General features: G+C 66.8%; 21 protein-coding genes. 10 read left to right on the forward strand and 11 right to left on the reverse strand.

Annotation, left to right across the window (positions count from 1 at the left end; translation table 11 throughout):
* Positions 1 to 97 precede the first annotated feature (97 nt).
* Positions 98 to 352 carry an ATP synthase F1 subunit epsilon gene (locus tag H8S47_RS17450; RefSeq protein WP_093399766.1) on the forward strand — a complete coding sequence of 85 codons (255 nt, stop codon included), beginning with the start codon at positions 98 to 100 and terminating at the stop codon, positions 350 to 352.
* Positions 353 to 584: 232 nt separating this feature from the next.
* On the opposite strand, the gene H8S47_RS17455 is transcribed toward H8S47_RS17450, so the two are convergent.
* Positions 585 to 2,756: a primosomal protein N' gene (locus H8S47_RS17455; protein ID WP_187505051.1), complete on the reverse strand. Its 2,172-nt coding sequence runs from the start codon at positions 2,754 to 2,756 to the stop codon at positions 585 to 587.
* 42 nt (positions 2,757 to 2,798) lie between these two features.
* A complete protein-coding gene (locus tag H8S47_RS17460) occupies positions 2,799 to 4,232 on the reverse strand; it encodes a diguanylate cyclase domain-containing protein (RefSeq protein ID WP_235983029.1) in 1,434 nt (477 codons plus the stop codon).
* 89 nt (positions 4,233 to 4,321) lie between these two features.
* Between H8S47_RS17460 and H8S47_RS17465 the strand changes: the two genes are divergently transcribed.
* On the forward strand, positions 4,322 to 5,221 hold the full coding sequence (locus H8S47_RS17465; RefSeq protein WP_235983030.1) for a tyrosine recombinase XerC: 900 nt from the start codon (positions 4,322 to 4,324) through the stop codon (positions 5,219 to 5,221).
* Positions 5,222 to 5,226: 5 nt separating this feature from the next.
* Here H8S47_RS17465 and H8S47_RS17470 read toward each other — a convergent pair whose 3' ends face one another.
* The 4 genes from H8S47_RS17470 to rsmI all read right to left on the reverse strand — a co-directional run bounded on the left by H8S47_RS17470 (position 5,227) and on the right by rsmI (position 8,492).
* Positions 5,227 to 5,832 (reverse strand): DedA family protein, encoded by a 606-nt coding sequence (locus tag H8S47_RS17470; RefSeq protein WP_187505053.1) that lies wholly within the window; start codon positions 5,830 to 5,832, stop codon positions 5,227 to 5,229.
* A 115-nt stretch (positions 5,833 to 5,947) separates the two neighbouring features.
* Positions 5,948 to 6,901: a glutathione synthase gene (gene gshB / locus H8S47_RS17475; RefSeq protein ID WP_187505054.1), complete on the reverse strand. Its 954-nt coding sequence runs from the start codon at positions 6,899 to 6,901 to the stop codon at positions 5,948 to 5,950.
* Positions 6,902 to 7,100: 199 nt separating this feature from the next.
* On the reverse strand, positions 7,101 to 7,454 hold the full coding sequence (locus H8S47_RS17480) for a YraN family protein (protein WP_187505055.1): 354 nt from the start codon (positions 7,452 to 7,454) through the stop codon (positions 7,101 to 7,103).
* A 189-nt stretch (positions 7,455 to 7,643) separates the two neighbouring features.
* Positions 7,644 to 8,492, reverse strand: coding sequence for a 16S rRNA (cytidine(1402)-2'-O)-methyltransferase (rsmI, locus tag H8S47_RS17485; RefSeq protein ID WP_187505056.1), 849 nt, complete (start codon positions 8,490 to 8,492; stop codon positions 7,644 to 7,646).
* Positions 8,493 to 8,502: 10 nt separating this feature from the next.
* Here rsmI and H8S47_RS17490 point away from each other — a divergent pair, with 10 nt between their 5' ends.
* The gene (locus tag H8S47_RS17490) at positions 8,503 to 9,717 is read left to right on the forward strand and encodes a penicillin-binding protein activator (protein ID WP_187505057.1); all 1,215 of its coding nucleotides are present in this window, start codon (positions 8,503 to 8,505) and stop codon (positions 9,715 to 9,717) included.
* 131 nt (positions 9,718 to 9,848) lie between these two features.
* Here the strand turns inward: H8S47_RS17490 and hemW are convergent, their stop codons facing one another.
* On the reverse strand, positions 9,849 to 11,033 hold the full coding sequence (hemW, locus tag H8S47_RS17495; protein WP_235983031.1) for a radical SAM family heme chaperone HemW: 1,185 nt from the start codon (positions 11,031 to 11,033) through the stop codon (positions 9,849 to 9,851).
* A 31-nt stretch (positions 11,034 to 11,064) separates the two neighbouring features.
* On the opposite strand from hemW, the gene H8S47_RS17500 reads away from it, so the two are divergent.
* A complete protein-coding gene (locus H8S47_RS17500) occupies positions 11,065 to 11,622 on the forward strand; it encodes a CAP domain-containing protein (protein WP_187505058.1) in 558 nt (185 codons plus the stop codon).
* A 67-nt stretch (positions 11,623 to 11,689) separates the two neighbouring features.
* Complete coding sequence (locus H8S47_RS17505) at positions 11,690 to 12,484, forward strand: EAL domain-containing protein (protein ID WP_449619028.1); 795 nt, start codon at positions 11,690 to 11,692, stop codon at positions 12,482 to 12,484.
* Between the two features lie 154 nt (positions 12,485 to 12,638).
* Here H8S47_RS17505 and rdgB read toward each other — a convergent pair whose 3' ends face one another.
* Positions 12,639 to 13,274: an RdgB/HAM1 family non-canonical purine NTP pyrophosphatase gene (gene rdgB / locus H8S47_RS17510; protein WP_187505059.1), complete on the reverse strand. Its 636-nt coding sequence runs from the start codon at positions 13,272 to 13,274 to the stop codon at positions 12,639 to 12,641.
* Entirely contained in the window at positions 13,271 to 13,987 is a 717-nt protein-coding gene (gene rph / locus H8S47_RS17515) for a ribonuclease PH (RefSeq protein WP_056055360.1), read from the reverse strand. The genes rdgB and rph overlap by 4 nt, the downstream gene beginning before the upstream one ends.
* 189 nt (positions 13,988 to 14,176) lie before the next feature.
* Here rph and hrcA point away from each other — a divergent pair, with 189 nt between their 5' ends.
* The 4 genes from hrcA (at position 14,177) to H8S47_RS17535 (ending at position 17,535) form a co-directional block, all read left to right on the forward strand.
* Positions 14,177 to 15,220: a heat-inducible transcriptional repressor HrcA gene (gene hrcA, locus H8S47_RS17520; protein WP_187505060.1), complete on the forward strand. Its 1,044-nt coding sequence runs from the start codon at positions 14,177 to 14,179 to the stop codon at positions 15,218 to 15,220.
* A 25-nt stretch (positions 15,221 to 15,245) separates the two neighbouring features.
* On the forward strand, positions 15,246 to 15,785 hold the full coding sequence (gene grpE / locus H8S47_RS17525) for a nucleotide exchange factor GrpE (protein ID WP_187505061.1): 540 nt from the start codon (positions 15,246 to 15,248) through the stop codon (positions 15,783 to 15,785).
* A 179-nt stretch (positions 15,786 to 15,964) separates the two neighbouring features.
* Positions 15,965 to 17,188 (forward strand): threonine synthase, encoded by a 1,224-nt coding sequence (locus H8S47_RS17530; protein ID WP_187505062.1) that lies wholly within the window; start codon positions 15,965 to 15,967, stop codon positions 17,186 to 17,188.
* 107 nt (positions 17,189 to 17,295) lie between these two features.
* Positions 17,296 to 17,535 (forward strand): hypothetical protein, encoded by a 240-nt coding sequence (locus tag H8S47_RS17535; RefSeq protein ID WP_187505063.1) that lies wholly within the window; start codon positions 17,296 to 17,298, stop codon positions 17,533 to 17,535.
* A gap of 159 nt (positions 17,536 to 17,694) precedes the next feature.
* Here the strand turns inward: H8S47_RS17535 and H8S47_RS17540 are convergent, their stop codons facing one another.
* Complete coding sequence (locus H8S47_RS17540; RefSeq protein WP_187505064.1) at positions 17,695 to 18,174, reverse strand: vgr related protein; 480 nt, start codon at positions 18,172 to 18,174, stop codon at positions 17,695 to 17,697.
* The gene (locus H8S47_RS17545; protein ID WP_187505065.1) at positions 18,171 to 18,620 is read right to left on the reverse strand and encodes a copper chaperone PCu(A)C; all 450 of its coding nucleotides are present in this window, start codon (positions 18,618 to 18,620) and stop codon (positions 18,171 to 18,173) included. Before H8S47_RS17545 ends, H8S47_RS17540 begins: the two co-directional genes overlap by 4 nt.
* Positions 18,621 to 18,788: 168 nt before the next feature.
* Between H8S47_RS17545 and dnaK the strand changes: the two genes are divergently transcribed.
* Positions 18,789 to 20,696 carry a molecular chaperone DnaK gene (gene dnaK, locus H8S47_RS17550; protein ID WP_187505066.1) on the forward strand — a complete coding sequence of 636 codons (1,908 nt, stop codon included), beginning with the start codon at positions 18,789 to 18,791 and terminating at the stop codon, positions 20,694 to 20,696.
* Positions 20,697 to 20,766 lie beyond the last annotated feature (70 nt).

Here is a 20,766-nt window from a genome sequence, read left to right on the forward strand (position 1 = left end):
TGTGGTGGGGTGGTGCGCCCCACCACAAGCGCCACACCCCGGTACTGCCCCTCACCCCGACCCTCTCCCCGAAGGGGAGAGGGAGAAGGTCCCAGACATGCTGCATTTCGAACTCGTCACGCCAGAAAAGCTCGTCCGCTCGGAGGAGGTCTACATGGTCGTCGTCCCCGGCACCGAAGGCGATTTCGGCGTCCTCGAAGGCCACGCGCCCTTCATGTCGACGGTCCGCGATGGCGGCGTGCAGGTATACCGCACGCAGAACGGCACCCCCGAGATCATCGCGATCAAGGGCGGTTTCGCCGAGGTCAACGCCAAGGGACTGACGGTGCTTGCCGAGCACGCCGGCGAGTAACCTCTGCAATTGAGCTAAGACTGTTTCCCCGCGAAGGCGGGGACCCAGACTGGGCACCCGCCTTCGCGGGTGAACAAACTCCCTTCTCACTCTTCTGCTTCCACCCCGGCGCAGGCCGGGGCCCAATTGGAAAGGTAGAAGTAACGAAGCGCGGCGTCGATCACCTGCGTCCCCCAATTGGGCCCCGGCCTCCGCCGGGGTGGTGGCCTACCCGGTGTGGGAGCCCCCAGCGCTACAGGAAGTTATACGGGTCGACGTCCACCGTCACGCGAACCTTAGACGGCCAGTCCAGCTTCCCCAACCATTCCCGGATGACATCCTGCACATCCAGCGCCCGCCGCGCATGGACGAGCAGCCGATACCGGTGCCGCCCCCGCAACATCGCCAAAGGCGCCGGCGCCGGGCCGTAGACGTGCATTCCCTCGACCTCAGGGGCGCTGCGGCCGACCAGCTTCGCCGTGTCGTGCGCGCAACCTTGGTCCTCGGAGGACACCACGATCGCCGCGTAGCGCCCGAAAGGTGGCGCCCCCGCATCCTTCCGCGCATCCGTCTCCGCGGCATAGAATGCATCCGCATCGCCGGTGATCAGCGCCTGCATGACCTGCGCGCCGGGGCTGTGGGTCTGGATGAATACGTGGCCAGGTTTCTCGCCACGCCCAGCGCGGCCCGACACTTGGCGGATCTGCTGGAACGTGCGTTCCGCCGCTCTGAGGTCGCCGCCATCTAGACCTAGGTCCGCGTCGACCACGCCGACCAGCGTCAGGTTGGGGAAGTGATATCCTTTCGTCACGAGCTGCGTGCCGACGACGATGTCGATATCGCCTGCCTCCATCCGCCCGACGAACTCAGCCGCCTTGGCTGGCGACCAGATCGTGTCCGAGGTCACCACGGCGGTCTTCGCCTCGGGGAACAGCGCCGTCACCTCGTCAGCGATTCGCTCGACCCCCGGCCCGCAGGCGACCAGTGTATCCTCGCCCTTGCACTCTGGACACACGCGCGGCGTCGGTTCGATGTGGCCGCAATGATGGCAGGCGAGCCTGCGCGTAAGCCGATGCTCGACCATCCACGCGGTACAGTTTGGGCATTGAAACCGATGCCCGCACGTCCGGCACAGCGTCAGCGGCGCATAGCCGCGCCGGTTGAGGAACAGCAACGACTGCTCGCGCCGCTCCAGTGTCTCCTGCATCGCCTTGACGAGACGCGGTGCCAGCCAACGACCACGCTCGGGCGGTTCCTTGATCAGGTCGATCGGCTCGATCGTCGGCATCTCCGCCACCCCGAACCGGCCGGGCAGCTTCAGTTCCGCATATCGCCCGGTCGCGACCTGTTGTCGCGTCTCGATCGCCGGCGTGGCAGACGCAAGGATGACCGGGCACCCCTCGAACTTGCCGCGCATCACAGCCACGTCGCGCGCATGATAATGCACGCCCTCTTCCTGCTTGAAGCTGGTCTCGTGCGCCTCGTCGACGACGATCAGGCCGAGGTCGCGGTACGGCAGGAACAACGCAGACCGCGCGCCTACCGTCACCAATGCCTCGCCACTCGCGATCGCCCGCCAGGCCCTGCGCCGCTGCGTCGACCGCAGCCCCGAATGCCACGCGATCGGCTCGCACCCGAACCGGTCATGGAAGCGCTTGAGGAAAGGCTCAGTCAGCGCGATCTCGGGGAGCAGCACCAAGGTCTGGCGCCCGTCGCGGATCGCCTGCGCCACCGCTTCGAAATACACTTCCGTCTTGCCCGATCCCGTGACCCCGTCGAGCAACGTCGGGTGGAACGCGTGCTCGGCCACCCCCGCAACCAGGGCATCCGCCGCCGCCCGCTGGTCCTCGGACAAGGTCGGCTCGTGATGCGAGGGATCGGGGACAGGGTAGGGGCTGTCCAGACTGACCTCGACTGCCTCGATCGCACCGACCTTCACTAGTCCGCGGATCACCGCATCGCTGACGTCGGCGGTCGTCGCCAACTCGCGGATCAGGCCCTGGCGATCACCGATCCGCTCCAGCGCCTGCTCACGCTGCGGCGTCAGGCGGGGCGGCACGACACCGGTCGCGCGGTACTCGACAGCGGTCCGCGCGCCCTCCAGCGCCGAGGTCGAGGCGAGCGTCATCCGCAACACCGACGCCGGTGACGCGAGGTAATAATCCGCGGTCCACTCGACCAGCCGGCGTAGCGGTGCCCCCAGTGGCGGTACGTCGGCGACCGCGAGCAGGTTGCGCAACCGGTTGTCGCCGACCTCCGCATCGGACGGCATCCGCTCCGGCTCCCACACCACGCCGAGCAACTGCCTTGGCCCCAGCGGCGCGACAACGATCGAGCCCGGCCCGACCTCCATGCCGGCGGGCACGCGGTAGTCGAGCGGCCCGAGGGCGGCGTTGAGGATCAGGACACGGGCGCGGGACGACATCTTGTCCGTATATGGGGATAGAACGACTCCGCGTGAACCGCCTTACGCGGCGTCGCGCCGGTCGGACCGCCGACGTTCGCCGACGCGCCCGCGCTTCTCCTTGTAGAGGACGGTATCGGCGCGGTGGACGAAGTCGCGGACGGTGAGGCAATCGGGCTCCAACGCGGCGATCCCGACCGTCCCGGCGCTGACCATCGCCAGTCCGTTGAGCGCGATCGGGAAACGCAGCGCTTCCTGCAACCGCGCGCAGACCTGGCTCGGCACCGCGGTCAGCGCGGGATGCTCGACCAGCACCGCGAATTCGTCGCCGCCCAGCCTCGCCACGAAGCTGCCCTTGAGCCAGGGTTCGCGCAAGACCCGGCCGACGCCGCGCAGCACGTCGTCGCCCGCGGTGTGGCCGAGCGTGTCGTTGATCGCCTTGAACCCGTCGAGATCGAGCAGCGCGAGCAGCAGCGGCGTCGCATTGGCCCGCGACCGGGCCATTGCCGCGTCGAGCGCGCGGTCGAACGCCGCGCGATTGGCGATTCCGGTGAGCGAATCGGTGTCGGCGGAGCGGCGCAGCGTGGTTTCGAGCGCGTGGCGTTCGGTCACGTCCTGGAACACCCCGACCAGCGCGACCGGGGTGTCGTCGATGCACTCGCGTTCGCCGAGGACGCGGACCCGGCGCGGCTCGCCCTGGACGGTGGTGAAGTCGATTTCGAGGTCGAAGGGCGCGCCGCTCTCGATCGTGCGGTCGAGTGCGACGGCCAGCGCGTCGCGGGCGTGCGCCGGATAGAATTCCATTGCGCCCGACATGTCGGGCAGGTCGCCGATCGGCAGGCCGTAGATGTGATAGACGCCGTCGGACCATTCGAGGTGATTGTCCTCAAGCGAGACGCGCCACGATCCGATCGCCGCCATCCGCTCGGCCTGGCGGAAGATCCGGTCCTGCCGGACGAGCGCTGCGGCCTGCCGGTCGGCGGTGGTGGCGATCGCGATCGCGCGGTTGGCGGCAGACCTTGCGGCGATCGTCGTCTCGGCCAATGTCGCGAGATGGGTCAGGGCACGGCGGCCTGCGTCGTTAAGGCTGCGTGGCACCGTATCGATGACGCATATCGTGCCGATAGCATGACGCTCACCCGAAGCATCCACCGCGCGGATCGCCGCACCCGCATAAAATCGGGCGCCTCGTTCCGCCATGACCAGCGGGTTTTGTGCGAACCGCGGATCGGCATCGAGGTCTTCGATGACGAGCGGGTCCTCGTTTTGGATCGTATAGGCGCACATCCCGATATCGCGGCTGATCTCCCCGCGTTCGCCGCCCGCCGCGGCCTTGATCCAGAGCCGATCGCTATCGACGAGGGTCATCAAGGCGGTCGGGCACCTCAGCATCTCTGCCGCCAACGCCACCAGCGCATCGAATTCGCGCTCCGGCTCGCTGTCGAGCAGTGCCAGCGCATGGAGCGCCGCCACGCGTCGGGTTTCATCGGCAAACATATCAGAGATCAAGTCAGCGGGGGACATGGCGTTCAATACCGCAAGGGGAGTTAATTTTGTTTGTCGATGGAACGCGTTACTGTCCGTTTATGGAGTGTAACGAAGACCTGCCGCCGTCGATGCTTTGGGCCGACCATCTCGCGCGCGACCGTCGGCGATCGGTGCACACGGTACGCGCCTACCGCGCGGCGGCCGAGCGGCTGACCGCATTCCTGATCGGCCATTGGGGCGAGGCGATCGACCGCGCGGCGCTGGCGCGAGTGACGGCGACGGACCTGCGGGCGTATCTGGCGCAGCGTCGCGAGTCGGGGCTCGGCAACGCCTCGGCCGCGCGCGAATTGTCGGCGGTGCGCGGGTTTCTCGCCTGGGCGAACGAAGCCGCCGAGCAACCGCGGATGCGGGGACCGCGCGTCAAGACCGGCGTGCCACGGCCGATCTCGCCGGCCGAGGCAGTCGCGCTGGCGGAGGAGGTGGCCGACGATGCGGCCGAACCCTGGATCGGCGCGCGCGACTGGGCGGTGCTGATGCTGTTGTACGGCGCAGGCCTGCGGATCGGCGAGGCGCTGACGTTGCGGGGCGATATCCTGCCGCTCGGCGAGGCGATCCGGGTGACGGGCAAGCGCGCCAAGACCCGCGTAGTACCGCTGTTGCCGCAGGTCCGTACGGCGATCGAGGCTTATGTCGCGCAGACGCCTTGGCCGATCGCGCGCGACGAACCGCTGTTTCGGGGCGCGAAGGGCGGGGCGTTGTCGCCGGTGATGATCCGGCGCGGGGTGCAGGCCGCGCGTGCCCGTCTCGGGCTCGGCGACCGGACCACGCCGCATGCACTGCGCCACAGTTTCGCGACGCATCTGCTGGGGCGGGGGGCGGATCTGCGTGCGCTACAGGAACTGCTGGGCCATGCCAGTCTCAGTTCGACGCAGGTCTATACGCAGGTCGACGCCGCGCATCTGATGGACGTGTACCGCAACGCGCATCCGCGGGCCTGAGATATTCAGGCCGAGCCCTTAGGCTTCCAGGTGACGACGCGCCAGACATAGCCGATGATGATGACGACGAACGTCGCGACGGCCACCGGCCCGACATAGCGGTCGAGCTCCTCGAAATGCGATCCGAGCAGGATTCCGGCATAGGTGAGCACGGTGTTCCAGATCGCGCTGCCCGCCGCGGTCCATATCACGAACTGCCAGATCGGCATGCGCGTCATCCCCGCGGGCAGCGAGATGACGGTGCGGAAGGTCGGCATGAACCGGAACACGAAGATCACCCAACCGCCGCGCTTCATGAAGAAGCGGTGGATCTTCTCGACATCCGACCATTCCATCGTCAGCCAGCGACCGTTGCGCTCGATGAACGGGCGGAAGCGTTCGTAGCCGATGTTGCGGCCGATATAATACCAGAAGTAGTTGCCGACGACCGAGCCTGCCGTGCCCCATGCGATCAGCGGCACGACGCTCATGTTACCCCGCGCGACCGCCATGCCGCCAAGCCCCATGATCACTTCGGATGGCACGGGCGGCACGATATTCTCGAGCGCCATCAACAGGAAGATACCGAAATATCCGCCCCAGGCGATGAGATCGAGGATGAATTCGGTCATGGGTATGAGATACTGCCGGGACGCCGGATGGGTTCCGCGAGGCGGCTATTCCGCGATCAACTGAACAGGTGCCCACCACCCCGGCCTCCCGCCGGGGTAGTGTTTTTGGAAAAGGCTACCGCGCGGCGACCTTCGCCTCGATCGCATCCCAGATCATGCCTGCGACATCGGTCCCATCGAACTTCTCGATCGCGACGATCCCGGTTGGCGACGTCACGTTGATCTCGGTCAGCCACGTGCCGCCAATCACGTCGATACCGACGAACAGCAACCCGCGTTTCTTCAGTTCCGGCCCGAGCACCGCGCAGATCTCGCGCTCCTTGTCGGTCAGTTCCGACTTTTCCGCCGAGCCGCCGACCGCGAGGTTCGAGCGGATCTCGCCTTCGCCCGGCAGACGGTTGATCGCGCCCGCTACCTCGCCATCGATGAGCACGATCCGCTTGTCGCCCTTCGCCACGTCGGGGAGGAACGCCTGGACCATGTGCGGCTCGCGCCACGTCATGTTGAAGACCTCCATCAGCGCCGACAGGTTCGCGCCGTCCGACTCGACCTTGAAGATCGCCTTGCCGCCATTGCCGTGCAGCGGCTTGATGACGATCGCGCCGTGCTCGGCGAGGAACTTCCGGGCTTCGTCGAGCGACCGCGTGACGAGCGTCGGCGGCATGAACTGCGGGTAATCGAGCACGAACACCTTTTCGGGCGCGTTCCGGACCTGCGCAGGATCGTTCACGACGAGCGTCTTGTCGGCGATCCGCTCGAGCAGATGCGTCGCGGTGATGTAGCCGAGATCGAACGGGGGATCCTGCCGCATGAGCACGACATCGGCCTCGTCGCCGAGATCGAGATTCACCGGCTTGCCGACGCTGAAGTGATCGCCGACGACGCGCTGCACGGTGACCGGATGCGCCTTCGCCCAGACGCGGCCGTCGCGGTAGTTCAGGTCCTCGGCCGAGTAATGGAAGAGCCTATGGCCACGATCCTGCGCGGACAACATCAGCGCGAACGTCGAGTCGCCGGCGATGTTGATGCTGTCGAGCGGGTCCATCTGGACGGCGACGGTGAGGCTCATGCGTCTTCCTTCTATGCGGTGGAGCGCATGTAGGCGCGGGGGGACGCGAAGTCATCGGGTGACGTGGCACGCGTAACCCCGTCATCCTGACGAAAGTCAGGATCCAGGATAATCGAGGGCATCGCTTCGTGGCTCTGGATCCTGACTTTCGTCAGGATGACGGAAGCTTTGCGAGGTTTCGCCACGAACGGTCGAGGCATCACCCGATCCAGGCATTCTCGATATGCCGCGGCCGGGTGCCGGGGGCGAGGAGGATGACGTCGACGCGGATGTCGTCGCCCGGCCCGGCATAGCGCGGCATCAGATATTCCGCCGCTGCCGCGACGCGGGCGAGGCGGCGCTCGTCGATCGCGAAGTCGAGTTCGGCGGCGGTCGCGCGGGTCTTTACCTCGACGAAGGCGATCAGGTTGCCTTTCCGCGCGACGAGATCGACCTCGCCGGCGGGAGTCCGCACACGGCGATCGAGGATGCTCCAGCCCTTCAGCCTTAGCCACCACCCCGCCAAGCGCTCGCCGCGACGGCCGGCGATCTCGGCGGAGCGGCGGTCACGCATGCCTGCTCCCATCCCTGAAAGGGAGGGGTTGGGGGTGGGTTGGTTTGTTGGCTGGTGCTGCGGATACCAAGCGGCCGACCCACCCCCGGCCCCTCCCTTTCAGGGAGGGGGGAAGAAGAGGCGCCCTTTCTTTCAGGGAGGGGGGAAGAAAGGGCGCCCTTCCTTCCGGGGAGGGGGGAGGAAGGGGCGTCATCCCTTCTCCGCTTTCAGTTCCAGCGCCCGCGCGTAGAGGGTCTTGCGGTCGAGGCCGAGCTTCTTCGCGACTTCGCTTGCGGCTTGGCCAGTCGACAGGCGAGTGAGCGCTTCGGTCAACGCCGTATCGCCATCCTCCGCACTGGCCGGCGGAGCCTCGCCCGGCGGCGCGACGACGATCACGATCTCCCCACGCGGCGGCGAGTCCGCATAGCGTTCGGTGAGCGTCGAGAGCGTCCCCGTCACCGCTTCCTCGAACTTCTTGCTGATCTCGCGCGTCACCGCCGCCTCGCGGTCACCGAGCCCTTCCGCCAACGCGGCGAGGCATGCCCCCAGGCGCGGCCCCGATTCATACATCACGAGCGTCGCGCGGATCGTCGCGATCTCGGCGATCGCCTCTGCGCGCGCGTGCATCTTCGACGGGAGGAAGCCGACGAACAGGAACCGGTCGGTCGGCAGCCCCGCCAGCGTCAGCGCCGCCACCGCAGCGCACGGTCCGGGGATCGTCACCACCAGATGCCCCGCCGCGCGCGCGTCGCGCACCAGCTTGAACCCCGGATCCGAAATCAGCGGCGTCCCCGCATCCGACACCAGCGCAACCGCCTGCGTCGCCATCCGCGCGATCAGCGCCGGCCGGACCCCTTCCGCGCTGTGATCGTGATACGGTACCATCGGCGTCTTCGTGCCGATGTGGCGGAGCAGCCCTGCAGTCACGCGGCTGTCCTCGACCGCGATCACGTCGGCGCGGCGGAGGATGTCGGCGGCGCGCGGCGACAGATCGCCAAGATTGCCGATCGGGGTCGCGACGATGTAGAGGCCGGGATCGAGAAGAGTTTCAGGGTTCATGGGGATGGTCATGGCAGACGCGACGACGATAGGGCAATCCGGCCCGCTTTCGATGGGCACATTCGGGCGATGGGCGACGCTTGCCGCGGCGTGCCTGCTCGGCGCGTGCCAGACGATCGTCCCGCGTGGTCCCGTCGAGCCGTCGCAGCAGCGTCCGACCACGCGTCCCGCCGACCGGCCCGACATCGGCGTCGAGACCGGCATCCCGCGCGATGCCGAGCGTAACCGCGTCGCGCTGCTCGTGCCGCTGTCGGGCAGCAACGCCGGCGTCGGCACCTCGATCGCCAACGCGACGATGCTAGCGTTGCTCGATACGCAGAACCAGCGCGTCCGGATCACCAACTACGACACCGCGACCGGGGCCGCCGCCGCCGCGCAGCGCGCGATCGCCGAGGGCGCGCAGCTGATCCTCGGGCCGCTGCTTGCTGACGATGTCCGTGCCGTCGCGCCGATCGCGCGCGCCGCGAACATCCCGGTGCTCAGCTTCTCCAACGATCTCGGCGTGGCGGGCAACGGCGCGTACCTGATGGGCTATGTCCCGACCCAGTCGATCGCGCGCGTCGTCGATTTCGCCCGGACACGCGGCGTCAGCAACTTCGCCGGCCTGGTCCCCAACGGCCTGTACGGTGAGCGCGCGTCGACCGCGTTCCTTCGCGCGGTCGAAGGCGCGGGTGGTCAGGTCGTCTCGCTCCAGACCTACGCGCGCGGTCCCGGCGGCGTTTCCGGTGCGGTCACGCGGCTTGCGGCGAAGGCGCCTTACGACGCGGTCCTGATCGCCGATGGTGGCGCGACCGCAGCGTCGGCTGCGACGATGGTCAAGCGCGGCGGCGGCGCGTCGACGCGCATCCTCGGCACCGAACTCTGGAATTCCGACACCAGCATCGCCGCCAAGCCTGCGCTGTCGGGCGCCTGGTACGCCAGCGTCTCCGACACGCTCTACCGCCAATACGCCGCCAAATACCGCGCACGGTTCGGGGCGGGGCCGTACCGCCTGTCGAGCCTTGGGTATGATTCGGTCCTGCTGACCGTTCGCATCGCCCGCGATTGGAAGCCCGGCACGCCGTTCCCGGTCAACCGCCTGCGCGACGGCGACGGGTTTGCGGGGATCGACGGCGCGTTTCGCTTCGGCCGCGACAACGTTGCCGAGCGTGCGCTGGAGGTGAAGGAAATCCGTGGCGGCACGACGACGGTGGTCTCGCCCGCGCCGGCCGGGTTTGGGAAGTAAGCTCTTCGCCCCTCCCTGGAAGGGAGGGGTAGGGGGTGGGTTGGCCAATTGGCTATCGACGCGCCCGCCCCATACCGACCCACCCCCAACCCCTCCCTTTCAGGGAGGGGGGAAGGCAACGCAGCGGCTCCCTAAGCCGTTACGATTTCCGGCAGGATTGCGTCGAGCAAGAGCGCGCCGGCTTCGGTGACTCGCAGGCGGCCCGGCGTGTGGGCGATCAGCCCCAACGCCTCCAACCGCGCCACCGCCGCCAAGTCCACCGGTACGATACCCGCGTTCAGCGCCGTGATCCGGTCCAGATCGATCCCTTCGGCCAGCCGCAACCCCATCAGCAACGCCTCGGTCGCCCGCGACGAGGGCGTCAGCGGGTCCTCGACTTCCATCCCGTGGCCGTTGCGCTCGATCGCCGCCAGCCAGTTCTCCGGCTTCTTGCGCCGCACCGTCGCCAGCCCGCCACGCCGGCCATGCGCGCCGGGCCCGATCCCGGCGTAATCCTGGTAGCGCCAGTAAGCGAGGTTGTGGCGGCTCTCCGCTCCCCGCCGCGCGTGGTTCGACGTTTCGTAGGCCGGCAGTCCCGCCGCGGCGGTATCGGCACGCGTCGCCTCGAACAGGTCGGCCGCCGAATCGCCGTCCGGGATCACGATCCGCCCCGCGAGCGCCTCGGTCGCGAACCGCGTCCCGGCCTCGATCGTCAGCTGATACAGCGAGAGATGTTCCGTCCCCAGGCTCAGCGCGCGCGCGAGCTCGGCACGCCAGTCGTCGAGCCGCTGGCCGGGGAGCGCATAGATCAGGTCGAAACTGACGCGGGGAAAGACGTTTTGCGCGGTGGCGAGCGCGGCTTGGCCCTCGTTCACGTCATGCGCGCGGCCGAGGAACTTCAGCGCCTGATCGTCGAGCGATTGCAGCCCGAGCGACACCCGATTCACGCCTGCGCTGGCCAGATCGGCGAACCTTGCGGCCTCGACCGAGGACGGGTTCGCCTCCAGCGTGATCTCGATCCCCTCGGCGAACCCCCACGCCTTCTCCGCCGCATTCAGTACGGCGGCCACGGTCGAGGGTGGCATGAGCGAGGGCGTGCCACCGCCGAAGAAGATCGACTGCAACTTCCGTCCCGGCAGCACGCGCGCTTCATGGTCGAGGTCGGTCAGCAGCGCGGCGCGCCAGGCCGCCTGGTCGACCTCGTCGCGGACATGGCTGTTGAAGTCGCAATACGGGCATTTCGACACGCAGAACGGCCAATGGACGTACAGCGCGAGATCGCCCGGTTGAGGAGCGTTGGGGCTTGGTGTTTCGAAGACGGGCATTATCTCGCGCATATGGTCGCACGGGGCGGCCGAAGGAAGCGCAATGACGGCAAGGATGGGTTTGGCGATCGCCGGGGCGTTATTGCTGGCGGGCTGCGCGCAGGGGCCCGAGCGAGTCGTCGAGCCGCGCGAATCGATGGCGCCGGCCCCGCGCGGTGCGAGCCTGCTCAAGACGGCGATGATCGACGGCCACAATGCCGCGCGCGCCGCGGTGGGCGTGGCGCCGCTGACCTGGAGCGATACGCTGGCGACGACCGCGCGCGCCTATGCCGAGGAGATGGCACGCACGCGCAAATTCGCGCACGCCCCGCAACCGCAGGGCATGAACCGCGAAGGCGAGAATTTGTGGACCGGCACGCGCTATGCCTATGCCTATCCCGAGATGATCGGCCATTGGGTCGCCGAGAAGCGCGACTTCATCAACATGCCGACTCCCGGGTTCAGCCGCACCGGCAAGGTCGACGACGTCGCGCACTACACGCAGATCGTCTGGCGCGGCTCGACGCAGGTCGGCTGCGCGATGGCGAGCAACAAGACCGACGACTATTTGGTGTGCCGCTATTCGCCGCCCGGCAACGTCTTCGGCGAACGCGCCTATTGATCTGGAGCAAGCCGGTAGTTTCGGGACAGTGGTACTTTCTTAAGTGGTTTCCGCCTAACCTACTTTAATGAAACCAGTACCCCAACCCGATGTCCCCCGTATCGGTTGCGTCGGATGTCGTGACGGCGCCGGCCTGTCGTTCGCTTTTTCGATGGCGTTCCAGCCGATCGTCGACGTCGAGACGGAGACGGTCTTCGCGTACGAGGCGCTGGTGCGCGGGCCCGAAGGGCAGTCGGCGGCGAGCGTGTTGGGCCAGGTCGATGCGGCGAACCTGTATGCATTCGACCAGCAATGCCGGGTGCGCGCGATCGAGGCGTCGGTGAAGGCCGGGCTGCTCGATACGCCCGCGCGACTGTCGATCAATTTCCTCCCGAACGCGGTGTATTCGCCGGCGGCGTGCATCCAGTTGACGCTGAAGACCGCGGGCGCGGTGGGGATGCCGACCGACCGGCTGATCTTCGAGTTCACCGAGAACGAGGAAATGCTCGATCCGGCGCATGTCGCGAATATCATCGCGACGTATCAGAAGATGGGCTTCGGCACCGCGCTTGACGATTTCGGGGCGGGACATGCGGGATTGAACCTGCTCGCGCGGTTCCAGCCGGATATCATCAAGCTCGACATGGAGCTGATCCGCGACATCGACACGAGCCTGCCGCGGCGGATGATCGTCGAGGGGATGCTGCGGATGTGCGCGGGGTTGGGGATCTCGGTAATCGCCGAGGGGGTCGAGACCGAGGGCGAGTACGACGCCCTGCGTGCGTTGGGCGTGCGGTATATCCAGGGGTATCTGCTGGCGAAACCGGCGTTCGAGGCCTTGCCGGTCGTGAACTGGCCAAAGAAGCAGCTGATCGCCGTTTGAGTCGGTCGACTTAGGATTTGCGATCCTCCCCCGCCAGGGGGGGTGGCACCGGAGGTGACGGAGGGGGAGGACACGGAACGGCGGTTTCCCTTTCCTCCCCCTCCGTCTGGCAAGGGCCAGCCACCTCCCCCTGGCGGGGGAGGATCGATACAAATCAGAACACCGCGGCTTCGAGGAGCTTGAACGCTTCGTTGCGGTGGCTGATCGCGTTCTTCGTTTCGTGCGGGAGTTCGGCGTAGGTCTGATCGTAGCCGAGCGGTACGAAGACGGGATCGTAGCCGAACCCGACATTGCCGCGCGGCGGCCAGGTCAGCGTACCCTCGGCACGGCCCTCGAACCATTCGACATGACCATCGGGCCATGCGAGCGCGAGCACGCTGACGAAATGCGCGCCGCGCGTTGCGTCCGGGCCCTTGGCGGCGACCGCGTCCTCGACCTTCTGCATCGCCATCATCCAGTCGCGACCGTTCGGCGTTTCCGCCCAATCCGCCGTGTAGACGCCCGGATCACCGCCGAGCGCATCGACGCATAGACCGCTATCGTCCGCGAGCGCGGGGTAGCCCGACAGGTCGGCGGCCGACCGCGCCTTCAGTTCGGCGTTCGCGAAGAAGGTGGTGCCCGTCTCGATTGGCTCGGGCAGGTCGAGCTCGGCGGCCGAGACGACTTCGAGGCCCCGTCCTTCGAGCAACGCCGCGATCTCGCGAACCTTGCCCTTGTTGTGGCTGGCGATGACCAGCTTGCCCGGCTGGAGCTTGCGGATCGCCTGCGGTTCCTTGCCTTCGCCGCTCACTTGGCCACGGCTTTCGCCTGTGCTGCGAAGATATCCGTGCAACCGATCCGCGCGAGCCGCAGCAGGCGGAGCAGCGCCTCCTCGTCATACGTCGCGCCCTCGGCGGTCGCCTGTGCTTCGGCGATGTTGCCGTTCTCCAGCAGCACGAAGTTCGCATCCGCATCCGCGCCCGAATCCTCGATATAGTCGAGGTCGAGCACCGGATTGCCCTGGTAGATGCCGCAGCTGATCGCCGCGACCTTCTGCGTCAGCGGGTCGGCGGTCAGCTTGCCGCTCGCGAGCAGCCCGTCGATTGCGAGCCGCAATGCGACCCAACCGCCCGATATCGACGCGGTGCGCGTGCCGCCATCGGCCTGGATCACGTCACAATCGATCACGATCTGGCGCTCGCCGAGCAGCTTCAGGTCGACCACTGCGCGGAGCGAACGGCCGATCAGCCGCTGGATTTCCTGCGTGCGGCCCGACTGCTTGCCCTTGGCGGCCTCGCGGTTGTTGCGCGTGTTGGTGGCGCGCGGGAGCATGCCGTATTCGGCGGTCACCCAGCCCTCGCCCTTGCCGCGCATGAACGGCGGCACCTTCTCCTCGACGCTGGCGGTGACGAGCACCTTGGTGTCGCCGAAGCCGATTAGGACGGAGCCCTCGGCATGCTTGGTGAAGCGCGGCTCGATCGTGATCGCACGCATCTGGTCTGGGGCGCGGCCGGATGGGCGCATAGTCGGTGTCCTAATCAAATTGCCGTTCGTCCCGAGTAGCCATCGAGCTTGTCGAGATGGCGTATCGAAGGACAGTACCTCGATACGGGTTCTCGACTTCGCTCGACCCCTACTCGGCACGAACGGGGTGTGAGTAATTGCAGGTGCCTAGCCTTTCGTTTGGTCGCTCGCCAGCCTAGATCAAAGCGTATGGCCACGCCCCCCGTCACCGAACTGACCGATCGCGCGCGCGACATTTTTCGTGCGGTGGTCGACAGCTATCTCGCCAGCGGCACGCCGGTCGGGTCGAAGACGATCGCGCAGCTGACTGGTCTGAGCCTCTCACCCGCTTCGATTCGCGGGGTGATGGGCGAACTCGAAGGGCTCGGCCTGCTCGCCAGCCCGCATACGAGCGCCGGACGCATGCCGACCGATCGCGGCTTGCGGCTGTTCGTCGACGGCATGATGCAGGCGATGGAGCCGTCCATCGAGGAGCGCCAGACGATCGAGGCACGCGCCGGCGTCGGTGGTCCGGTCGAGGAGGCGCTCGCCGCGACCACGCTCGCGCTGTCGGGGCTGTCGGCTTGCGCCGGACTGGTGATGGTGCCCAAGCGCGAGCTGAAACTCCGCCAGATCGCGTTCGTCGCGCTGTCGCCCGAGCAGGCGCTGGCGGTGCTGGTCAGCGAGGACGGCTCGGTCGAGAACCGCGTGATCGCGCTGCCCAAGGGCATGTCGGCATCCGCGCTGATCGAGGCTGGCAATTACATGTCGGCGACGCTCGGCGGGCTGACGCTGGCGGAAGCGCGGGGCCGGATCGAGCGCGAGCTGGCGGATGGGCAGGCGGCACTGGACGGCGCGGCGCGAACGCTGGTCGAGCGCGGGATTGCGGTGTGGAGCGAGGATGCGGATCGACGCCCGGTGCTGATCGTGCGCGGGCAGGGACGGCTGATCGATGCCGCCGCCGCCGCCGATCTCGACCGGGTGCGCGACCTGCTCGACGATCTCGAGGGAAAGCAGGAAGTCGCATCGCTTTTGGACAGTGCGCGGGCGGGCGATTCGACCCGGATTTTCATTGGCGCGGAGACCAAATTGTTCGCGTTGTCAGGGTCTTCGGTGATCGCGCGACCGTTCCGCGGGTTGGACGGCCGCGTGGTCGGCGTGGTCGGTGTGATCGGCCCCACGCGGTTGAACTATGCGCGCGTCGTGCCCATGGTGGATTTCACGGCTGCAACGCTCGCCCGGTTGATGGGTTGAGCCGGCCAATTTTATAGGGAAAGCAATGTCCGAGATCGACCAGAACACGCCTGCAGACCTGCGCGAAGAGACCGCTGAAGATGCGCCCGAAGTCGCCGCGAACGACCGCGTCGCCGAGTTGGAGAACCAGCTCGCCGAAGCCAAGCAGAACGTCCTGTACGCGCAGGCCGAGATCCAGAACGTCCGCCGCCGCGCCGAGAAGGAAGCGCAGGACGCGCGTGCCTATGCCGCAACGGCGTTCGCGCGCGACGTGCTGTCGGTTGCCGACAACCTCTCGCGGGGGCTGTCGGCGATCCCGGCAGATCTGCGCTCGGACGAGAAGATGAAGGGGCTCGTTACTGGCCTCGAAGCGACCGGTCGCGAGCTGGAGAGCGTGTTCCAGCGCCACGGCATCACCAAGATCGCTGCGGAAGGCCAGATGCTCGACCCGAACAAGCACCAGGCGATGATGGAAATCCCGAGCGACCAGCCGCCGGGCACGATCGTCCAGGAGATGCAGGTCGGCTACATGATCAAGGACCGCCTGCTGCGTCCGGCAATGGTCGGCGTCGCCAAGGCTGGCTAATCCTCCCCGAAACGGGGAGGGGGACCGCCACGCGCTTGCGTGGTGGTGGAGGGGGCTCTCCTCCCGCGTAACATCTGCGGCCGGGCGCGTTTACGTCGAGCGGTACGAACGCGGCACGCCCCCTCCACCAGCTGCGCTGGTCCCCCTCCCCTTGCAGGGGAGGATTTGAAAGTCAGTCCATGAACCAGAACCTCACGACCGATCGGCAGACCTTCGTCACGCATCTCGAATGCTCGATCACCGGCGAGCGGTATGAGGCGGACCAGCTTCATGGGCTTTCGCGTGCCGGGCGGCCGTTGCTCGTCCGCTACGACCTCGACGCGGTGCGGTCTGCGATCTCGCGCGACACGATCGAGGCGCGGCCGACTGATCTTTGGCGGTGGCGGGAGCTGCTTCCGGTCCGTCACACGGACAACATCGTCAGCCTCGGCGAGATCGAGACACCACTCGTGCCGCTGACCAAGTCCGGCGGGCCCAACGTGCTGGTCAAGGACGAAGGCCGCCTCCCGACCGGCTCGTTCAAGGCGCGCGGTCTCGTCATGGCCGTCGCGATGGCGAAGGAACTCGGCGTCACCAAGATCGCGATGCCGACCAACGGCAATGCGGGCGCGGCGCTGGCGGCGTATGCGACGCGCTGCGGGATCGAGACGATCGTGTTCTGCCCCGACGACACCCCCGAGATCAACGTCCGCGAGATCGCGATGCAGGGCGCGCGCGTCTGGCGGGTCAACGGCCTGATCGACGATTGCGGCGCGATCGTCGGCAAGGGCGCCGCTGAAGGCCGCTGGTTCGATTTCTCGACGTTGAAGGAGCCCTATCGGATCGAGGGCAAGAAGACGATGGGGCTCGAACTCGCCGCGCAGTTCGGCTGGAAACTGCCGGATGCGATCTTCTATCCGACCGGCGGCGGGACCGGGCTGATCGGGATGTGGAAGGCGTTCGACGAACTCGAGAAGCTCGGCTGGATCGGCTCCGAGCGGCCGAAAATGTTCGCGGTGCAGGCGAGCGGCTGCGCGCCGATCGTGCGCGCGTTCGAGGCGGGCGAGGAGCATGCCGAGCGTTGGGAAGACGCGAGCACCGTTGCGGCCGGTATTCGCGTGCCGAAGGCGGTCGGCGACTTCCTGATCCTCCGCGCCGTACGGGAGAGTGGCGGGCAGGCGCTCGCGGTCGGCGATCCGGCGATCCTGAAGGCGGTCGATGCGGCGGCCAAGCAGGATGGCCTGTTGTTGTGCCCCGAAGGCGGCGCGACGCTCGCGGCATATCATCAGGCGCTGAACACCGGGCTGGTCGACGAGGACGACAAGGTCGTTCTTTTCAACTGCGCGACCGGACTGAAATATCCGATGCCGGAAGCACCGCAAGCGCTTGATCGGACACGACCTATCGATTTCGACGCGCTGTAAGCGGCGGATTTCGGCCGACCGAGTGGATCGCGATCTACCAGATCGGTGGTTGAAATTGATCCATGTTGTCTGCAACGGGGCGCCCTTCTTTACAAAAGGGGTCTTCAATGCAGAAAATCGTTCAGGTCGTTTGCGTCGTGCTCATCGCGGCGGCGGTGATGTTCGGCGGGCGTTGGTACATGTACGTCGCGCGTGGCTCGAGTCCGTATGACGAGGTCGGCATCGCGCTGAACGGCTATGCGCCGGGGCCGATGCGCGCGTGGGGTTGCCACAAGATGCAGGCGCGCTTCCCAGGGCAGCTGCCGCCTTACGGGTGTGGCGGAGCGGATGGTCGTAGTTGGCTTTGAAGCCGGTTTGGTTTGACCCTTTTTGTCATGCCGGGCTTGTTCCGGCATCCACCGTTCCGCATCCTCATCGGTGTTTGAGTTCGCGGAACAGTGGACCCCGGAACAGGTCCGGGGTGACGGGGTGGTTTTGGCCTGTTCCCAATCATAACCGTGAGCCGACTAGGCCGACGCTAACGGCGTGAACGGCAGCACCGTCTCGTATTGCTCGAGCGGCGGCGCTCCCGCCACCTTCGCCCCTGCGCGCAGCAGGAACGCATGCCGCACGATCTCGCCCTGTTGCTCGATCCCGTAGCGATGCAGCGCCACCCCCGGCCGGAACGCATAGTCGTACCGGCACCAGGGATGCCGCGCCAACGGCAGGAAAACCCCGCGCTGGTGCTGCCAGATATGGGTCATCTCGTGGATGAACAGCCCCTGCAGCGTCAGGTGCGCATGCGCGAAATCGTCGCACCACAGGTCGCCCTTGGGGTGGAAGTGGATGCAGCCGCGCGGTGCCATCACCGTGTCGCGCGGTTGGAAGAACGCCCATTTGCGCCGCGTCAGGCTGACTTGGGAGTAGTCGATCGCGCTTCCGAACACCGATGCCGCCAGCGTCGTCTCCCCCTCGGTCAGCGCGCGCCTTGCGTCTCTACGCGTCACTTCCCCGCCGGAGTCCCCGTCGCAGTCCCCGCAGCCACGACGTTCGCGTTGTACAGGATCCGCGTCCCGTCGGCGAATGCGAAGGTCAGCATCGCCCGCGCGCCCGGCTTGATCCCCGGGTTCATGTTGAACAGCATCACATGCCGCCCGCCCGGCGCGAAGGCGACGTCGGTGTTCGCCGGGATCTCCAGGCGCGTGAACGGCGCCATCGAGGTCACGCCGTTCTTCGCCATCGTCTCGTGCATCTCGGCCTTGATCGCGACGTCGGTGGTGACCGAGATCAGCGTCGCCGGGGTCGGCCCGCCGTGCACCGTGAAATACGCCGCCGCGGGGCGTCCGGTCACCGCGCCCAGCCGGATATAGGCGCCGTCGACCGACAACTCCTTAGGCTGCGAACACGACGCCAGTGCCATCGCGGCAACACCCAGTCCGAAAACGATACGCATAGGTTACTTTTCTCCGGGCCAGACCACTTGCGCATCCTATGACCGGTACAATCTTGCGGCAAGCGCGAGGCCACCTATATCGCGCCCATCATCAGAAAGGTTCCACTGCCGTAACGGGGTGGAACCGGTTTCGTATTTTCGTTTCAAGTGAGGGGCTAATCAGAACTCATGGCTAAAGTAATCGGTATCGATCTCGGCACGACCAACAGCTGCGTTTCCGTCATGGAAGGCGGCAAGCCCAAGGTCATCGAGAATTCCGAGGGCGCGCGCACCACGCCGTCGATCGTCGCGTTCGCCAAGGATGGCGAGCGACTGGTCGGCCAGCCGGCCAAGCGCCAGGCAGTGACGAACGGCGACAACACCATCTTCGCGGTGAAGCGCCTGATCGGCCGTCGCTTCGACGATCCGATCACCAAGAAGGACACCGAGCTGGTCCCGTACAAGATCTCGCGCGGGCCGAACGGCGACGCATGGGTCTCGGCCGGCGGCAAGGATTACTCGCCGTCGCAGATCTCGGCGTTCACGCTGCAGAAGATGAAGGAAACCGCGGAGTCGTATCTTGGCGAGACGGTCACGCAGGCGGTCATCACCGTTCCCGCGTATTTCAACGACGCCCAGCGCCAGGCGACTAAGGACGCCGGCCAGATCGCCGGCCTCGAGGTGCTGCGCATCATCAACGAGCCGACCGCGGCGGCGCTGGCCTACGGCCTCGACAAGCAGGACGGCAAGACGATCGCGGTCTACGATCTCGGCGGCGGCACGTTCGATATCTCGGTGCTGGAAATCGGCGACGGCGTGTTCGAGGTGAAGGCCACCAACGGCGACACGTTCCTCGGTGGTGAGGATTTCGACAACAAGATCGTCCAGTATCTCGCCGACGAGTTCAAGAAGGCTGAGGGCATCGACCTCGCCAAGGACAAGCTGGCGCTGCAGCGTCTGAAGGAAGCGGCCGAGAAGGCGAAGATCGAGCTGAGCTCGGCGCAGTCGACCGAGGTCAACCTGCCCTTCATCACCGCGGACCAGAACGGTCCGAAGCATCTGGTGAAGTCGATCACCCGCGCCGACCTGGAGCGGATGGTCGAGGATCTGGTCAAGCGTACGCTCGAGCCGTGCCGCAAGGCGCTCGCAGACGGTGGCCTGAAGCCCGAGGACATCTCGGAAGTCGTGCTGGTCGGCGGCATGACGCGCATGCCGCGCGTCCGTGAAGTCGTGAAGCAGTTCTTCGGCAAGGAGCCGCACACCGGCGTCAACCCGGACGAGGTCGTCGCGATGGGCGCCGCGATCCAGGCCGGCGTGCTGCAGGGCGACGTCAAGGACGTGCTGCTGCTCGACGTGACGCCGCTGTCGCTGGGCATCGAGACGCTGGGTGGCGTGTTCACCCGGATGATCGATCGCAACACGACGATCCCGACCAAGAAGTCGCAGACCTATTCGACCGCCGACGACAACCAGGGTGCGGTGACGATCCGTGTGTTCCAGGGCGAGCGCGAGATGGCGGCCGACAACAAGATGCTCGGCAATTTCGATCTCGTCGGCATCCCGCCCGCACCGCGCGGCGTGCCACAGATCGAAGTCACGTTCGACATCGATGCGAACGGCCTGGTCAGCGTTTCGGCCAAGGACAAGGGCACCGGCAAGGAGCAGCAGATCCGCATCCAGGCGTCGGGTGGCCTGTCCGACAACGACATCGAGCAGATGGTCCGCGACGCAGAGACCTTCGCCGAGGAGGACAAGAAGCGTCGTGCGGGCGCCGAGGCGAAGAACAACGCCGAATCGCTGATCCACACCACCGAGCGTCAGTTGGCGGATAACGGCGACAAGGTCGACGAGTCGCTGAAGACCGAGATCCAGGCCGCGATCGACGCGACCAAGGCTGCGGTCGAGGGCGGCGATGCGGATGCGATGACCGAGAAGAGCACCGCGCTCGCCCAGGTCGCTATGAAGCTCGGCCAGGCGATCTACGAGAAGCAGGCCCAGGCGGACGCTTCGCCGTCGGCTGATGGCGACGCGGCGAAGAAGGACGACGACGTCGTCGACGCCGAGTTCTCGGAAGTCGACGACAACCCGAAGGCGTAACCGAAACTCCCTCTCCCCTCCGGGGAGAGGGCCGGGGTGAGGGGCCGCCACGAGCGCTGCCGCCCGGAAC

It is taken from the genome of Sphingomonas albertensis, from assembly GCF_014358075.1.
GTDB lineage: Bacteria > Pseudomonadota > Alphaproteobacteria > Sphingomonadales > Sphingomonadaceae > Sphingomonas > Sphingomonas albertensis.

Coding starts and splice junctions, on each gene's coding strand:
- H8S47_RS17505 (WP_449619028.1), top strand. CDS start 11,690: ATGAAACCAGTACCCCAACCCGATGTCCCCCGTATCGGTTGCGTCGGA.
- rph (WP_056055360.1), bottom strand. CDS start 13,987: ATGCGCCCATCCGGCCGCGCCCCAGACCAGATGCGTGCGATCACGATC.
- dnaK (WP_187505066.1), top strand. CDS start 18,789: ATGGCTAAAGTAATCGGTATCGATCTCGGCACGACCAACAGCTGCGTT.
- grpE (WP_187505061.1), top strand. CDS start 15,246: ATGTCCGAGATCGACCAGAACACGCCTGCAGACCTGCGCGAAGAGACC.
- H8S47_RS17465 (WP_235983030.1), top strand. CDS start 4,322: ATGGAGTGTAACGAAGACCTGCCGCCGTCGATGCTTTGGGCCGACCAT.
- H8S47_RS17500 (WP_187505058.1), top strand. CDS start 11,065: ATGACGGCAAGGATGGGTTTGGCGATCGCCGGGGCGTTATTGCTGGCG.
- hrcA (WP_187505060.1), top strand. CDS start 14,177: ATGGCCACGCCCCCCGTCACCGAACTGACCGATCGCGCGCGCGACATT.
- H8S47_RS17535 (WP_187505063.1), top strand. CDS start 17,296: ATGCAGAAAATCGTTCAGGTCGTTTGCGTCGTGCTCATCGCGGCGGCG.
- rsmI (WP_187505056.1), bottom strand. CDS start 8,492: ATGAACCCTGAAACTCTTCTCGATCCCGGCCTCTACATCGTCGCGACC.
- hemW (WP_235983031.1), bottom strand. CDS start 11,033: ATGCGCGAGATAATGCCCGTCTTCGAAACACCAAGCCCCAACGCTCCT.
- H8S47_RS17470 (WP_187505053.1), bottom strand. CDS start 5,832: ATGACCGAATTCATCCTCGATCTCATCGCCTGGGGCGGATATTTCGGT.
- H8S47_RS17455 (WP_187505051.1), bottom strand. CDS start 2,756: ATGTCGTCCCGCGCCCGTGTCCTGATCCTCAACGCCGCCCTCGGGCCG.
- H8S47_RS17460 (WP_235983029.1), bottom strand. CDS start 4,232: ATGTTTGCCGATGAAACCCGACGCGTGGCGGCGCTCCATGCGCTGGCA.
- H8S47_RS17450 (WP_093399766.1), top strand. CDS start 98: ATGCTGCATTTCGAACTCGTCACGCCAGAAAAGCTCGTCCGCTCGGAG.
- H8S47_RS17545 (WP_187505065.1), bottom strand. CDS start 18,620: ATGCGTATCGTTTTCGGACTGGGTGTTGCCGCGATGGCACTGGCGTCG.
- gshB (WP_187505054.1), bottom strand. CDS start 6,901: ATGAGCCTCACCGTCGCCGTCCAGATGGACCCGCTCGACAGCATCAAC.
- H8S47_RS17530 (WP_187505062.1), top strand. CDS start 15,965: ATGAACCAGAACCTCACGACCGATCGGCAGACCTTCGTCACGCATCTC.
- H8S47_RS17480 (WP_187505055.1), bottom strand. CDS start 7,454: ATGCGTGACCGCCGCTCCGCCGAGATCGCCGGCCGTCGCGGCGAGCGC.
- H8S47_RS17490 (WP_187505057.1), top strand. CDS start 8,503: ATGGCAGACGCGACGACGATAGGGCAATCCGGCCCGCTTTCGATGGGC.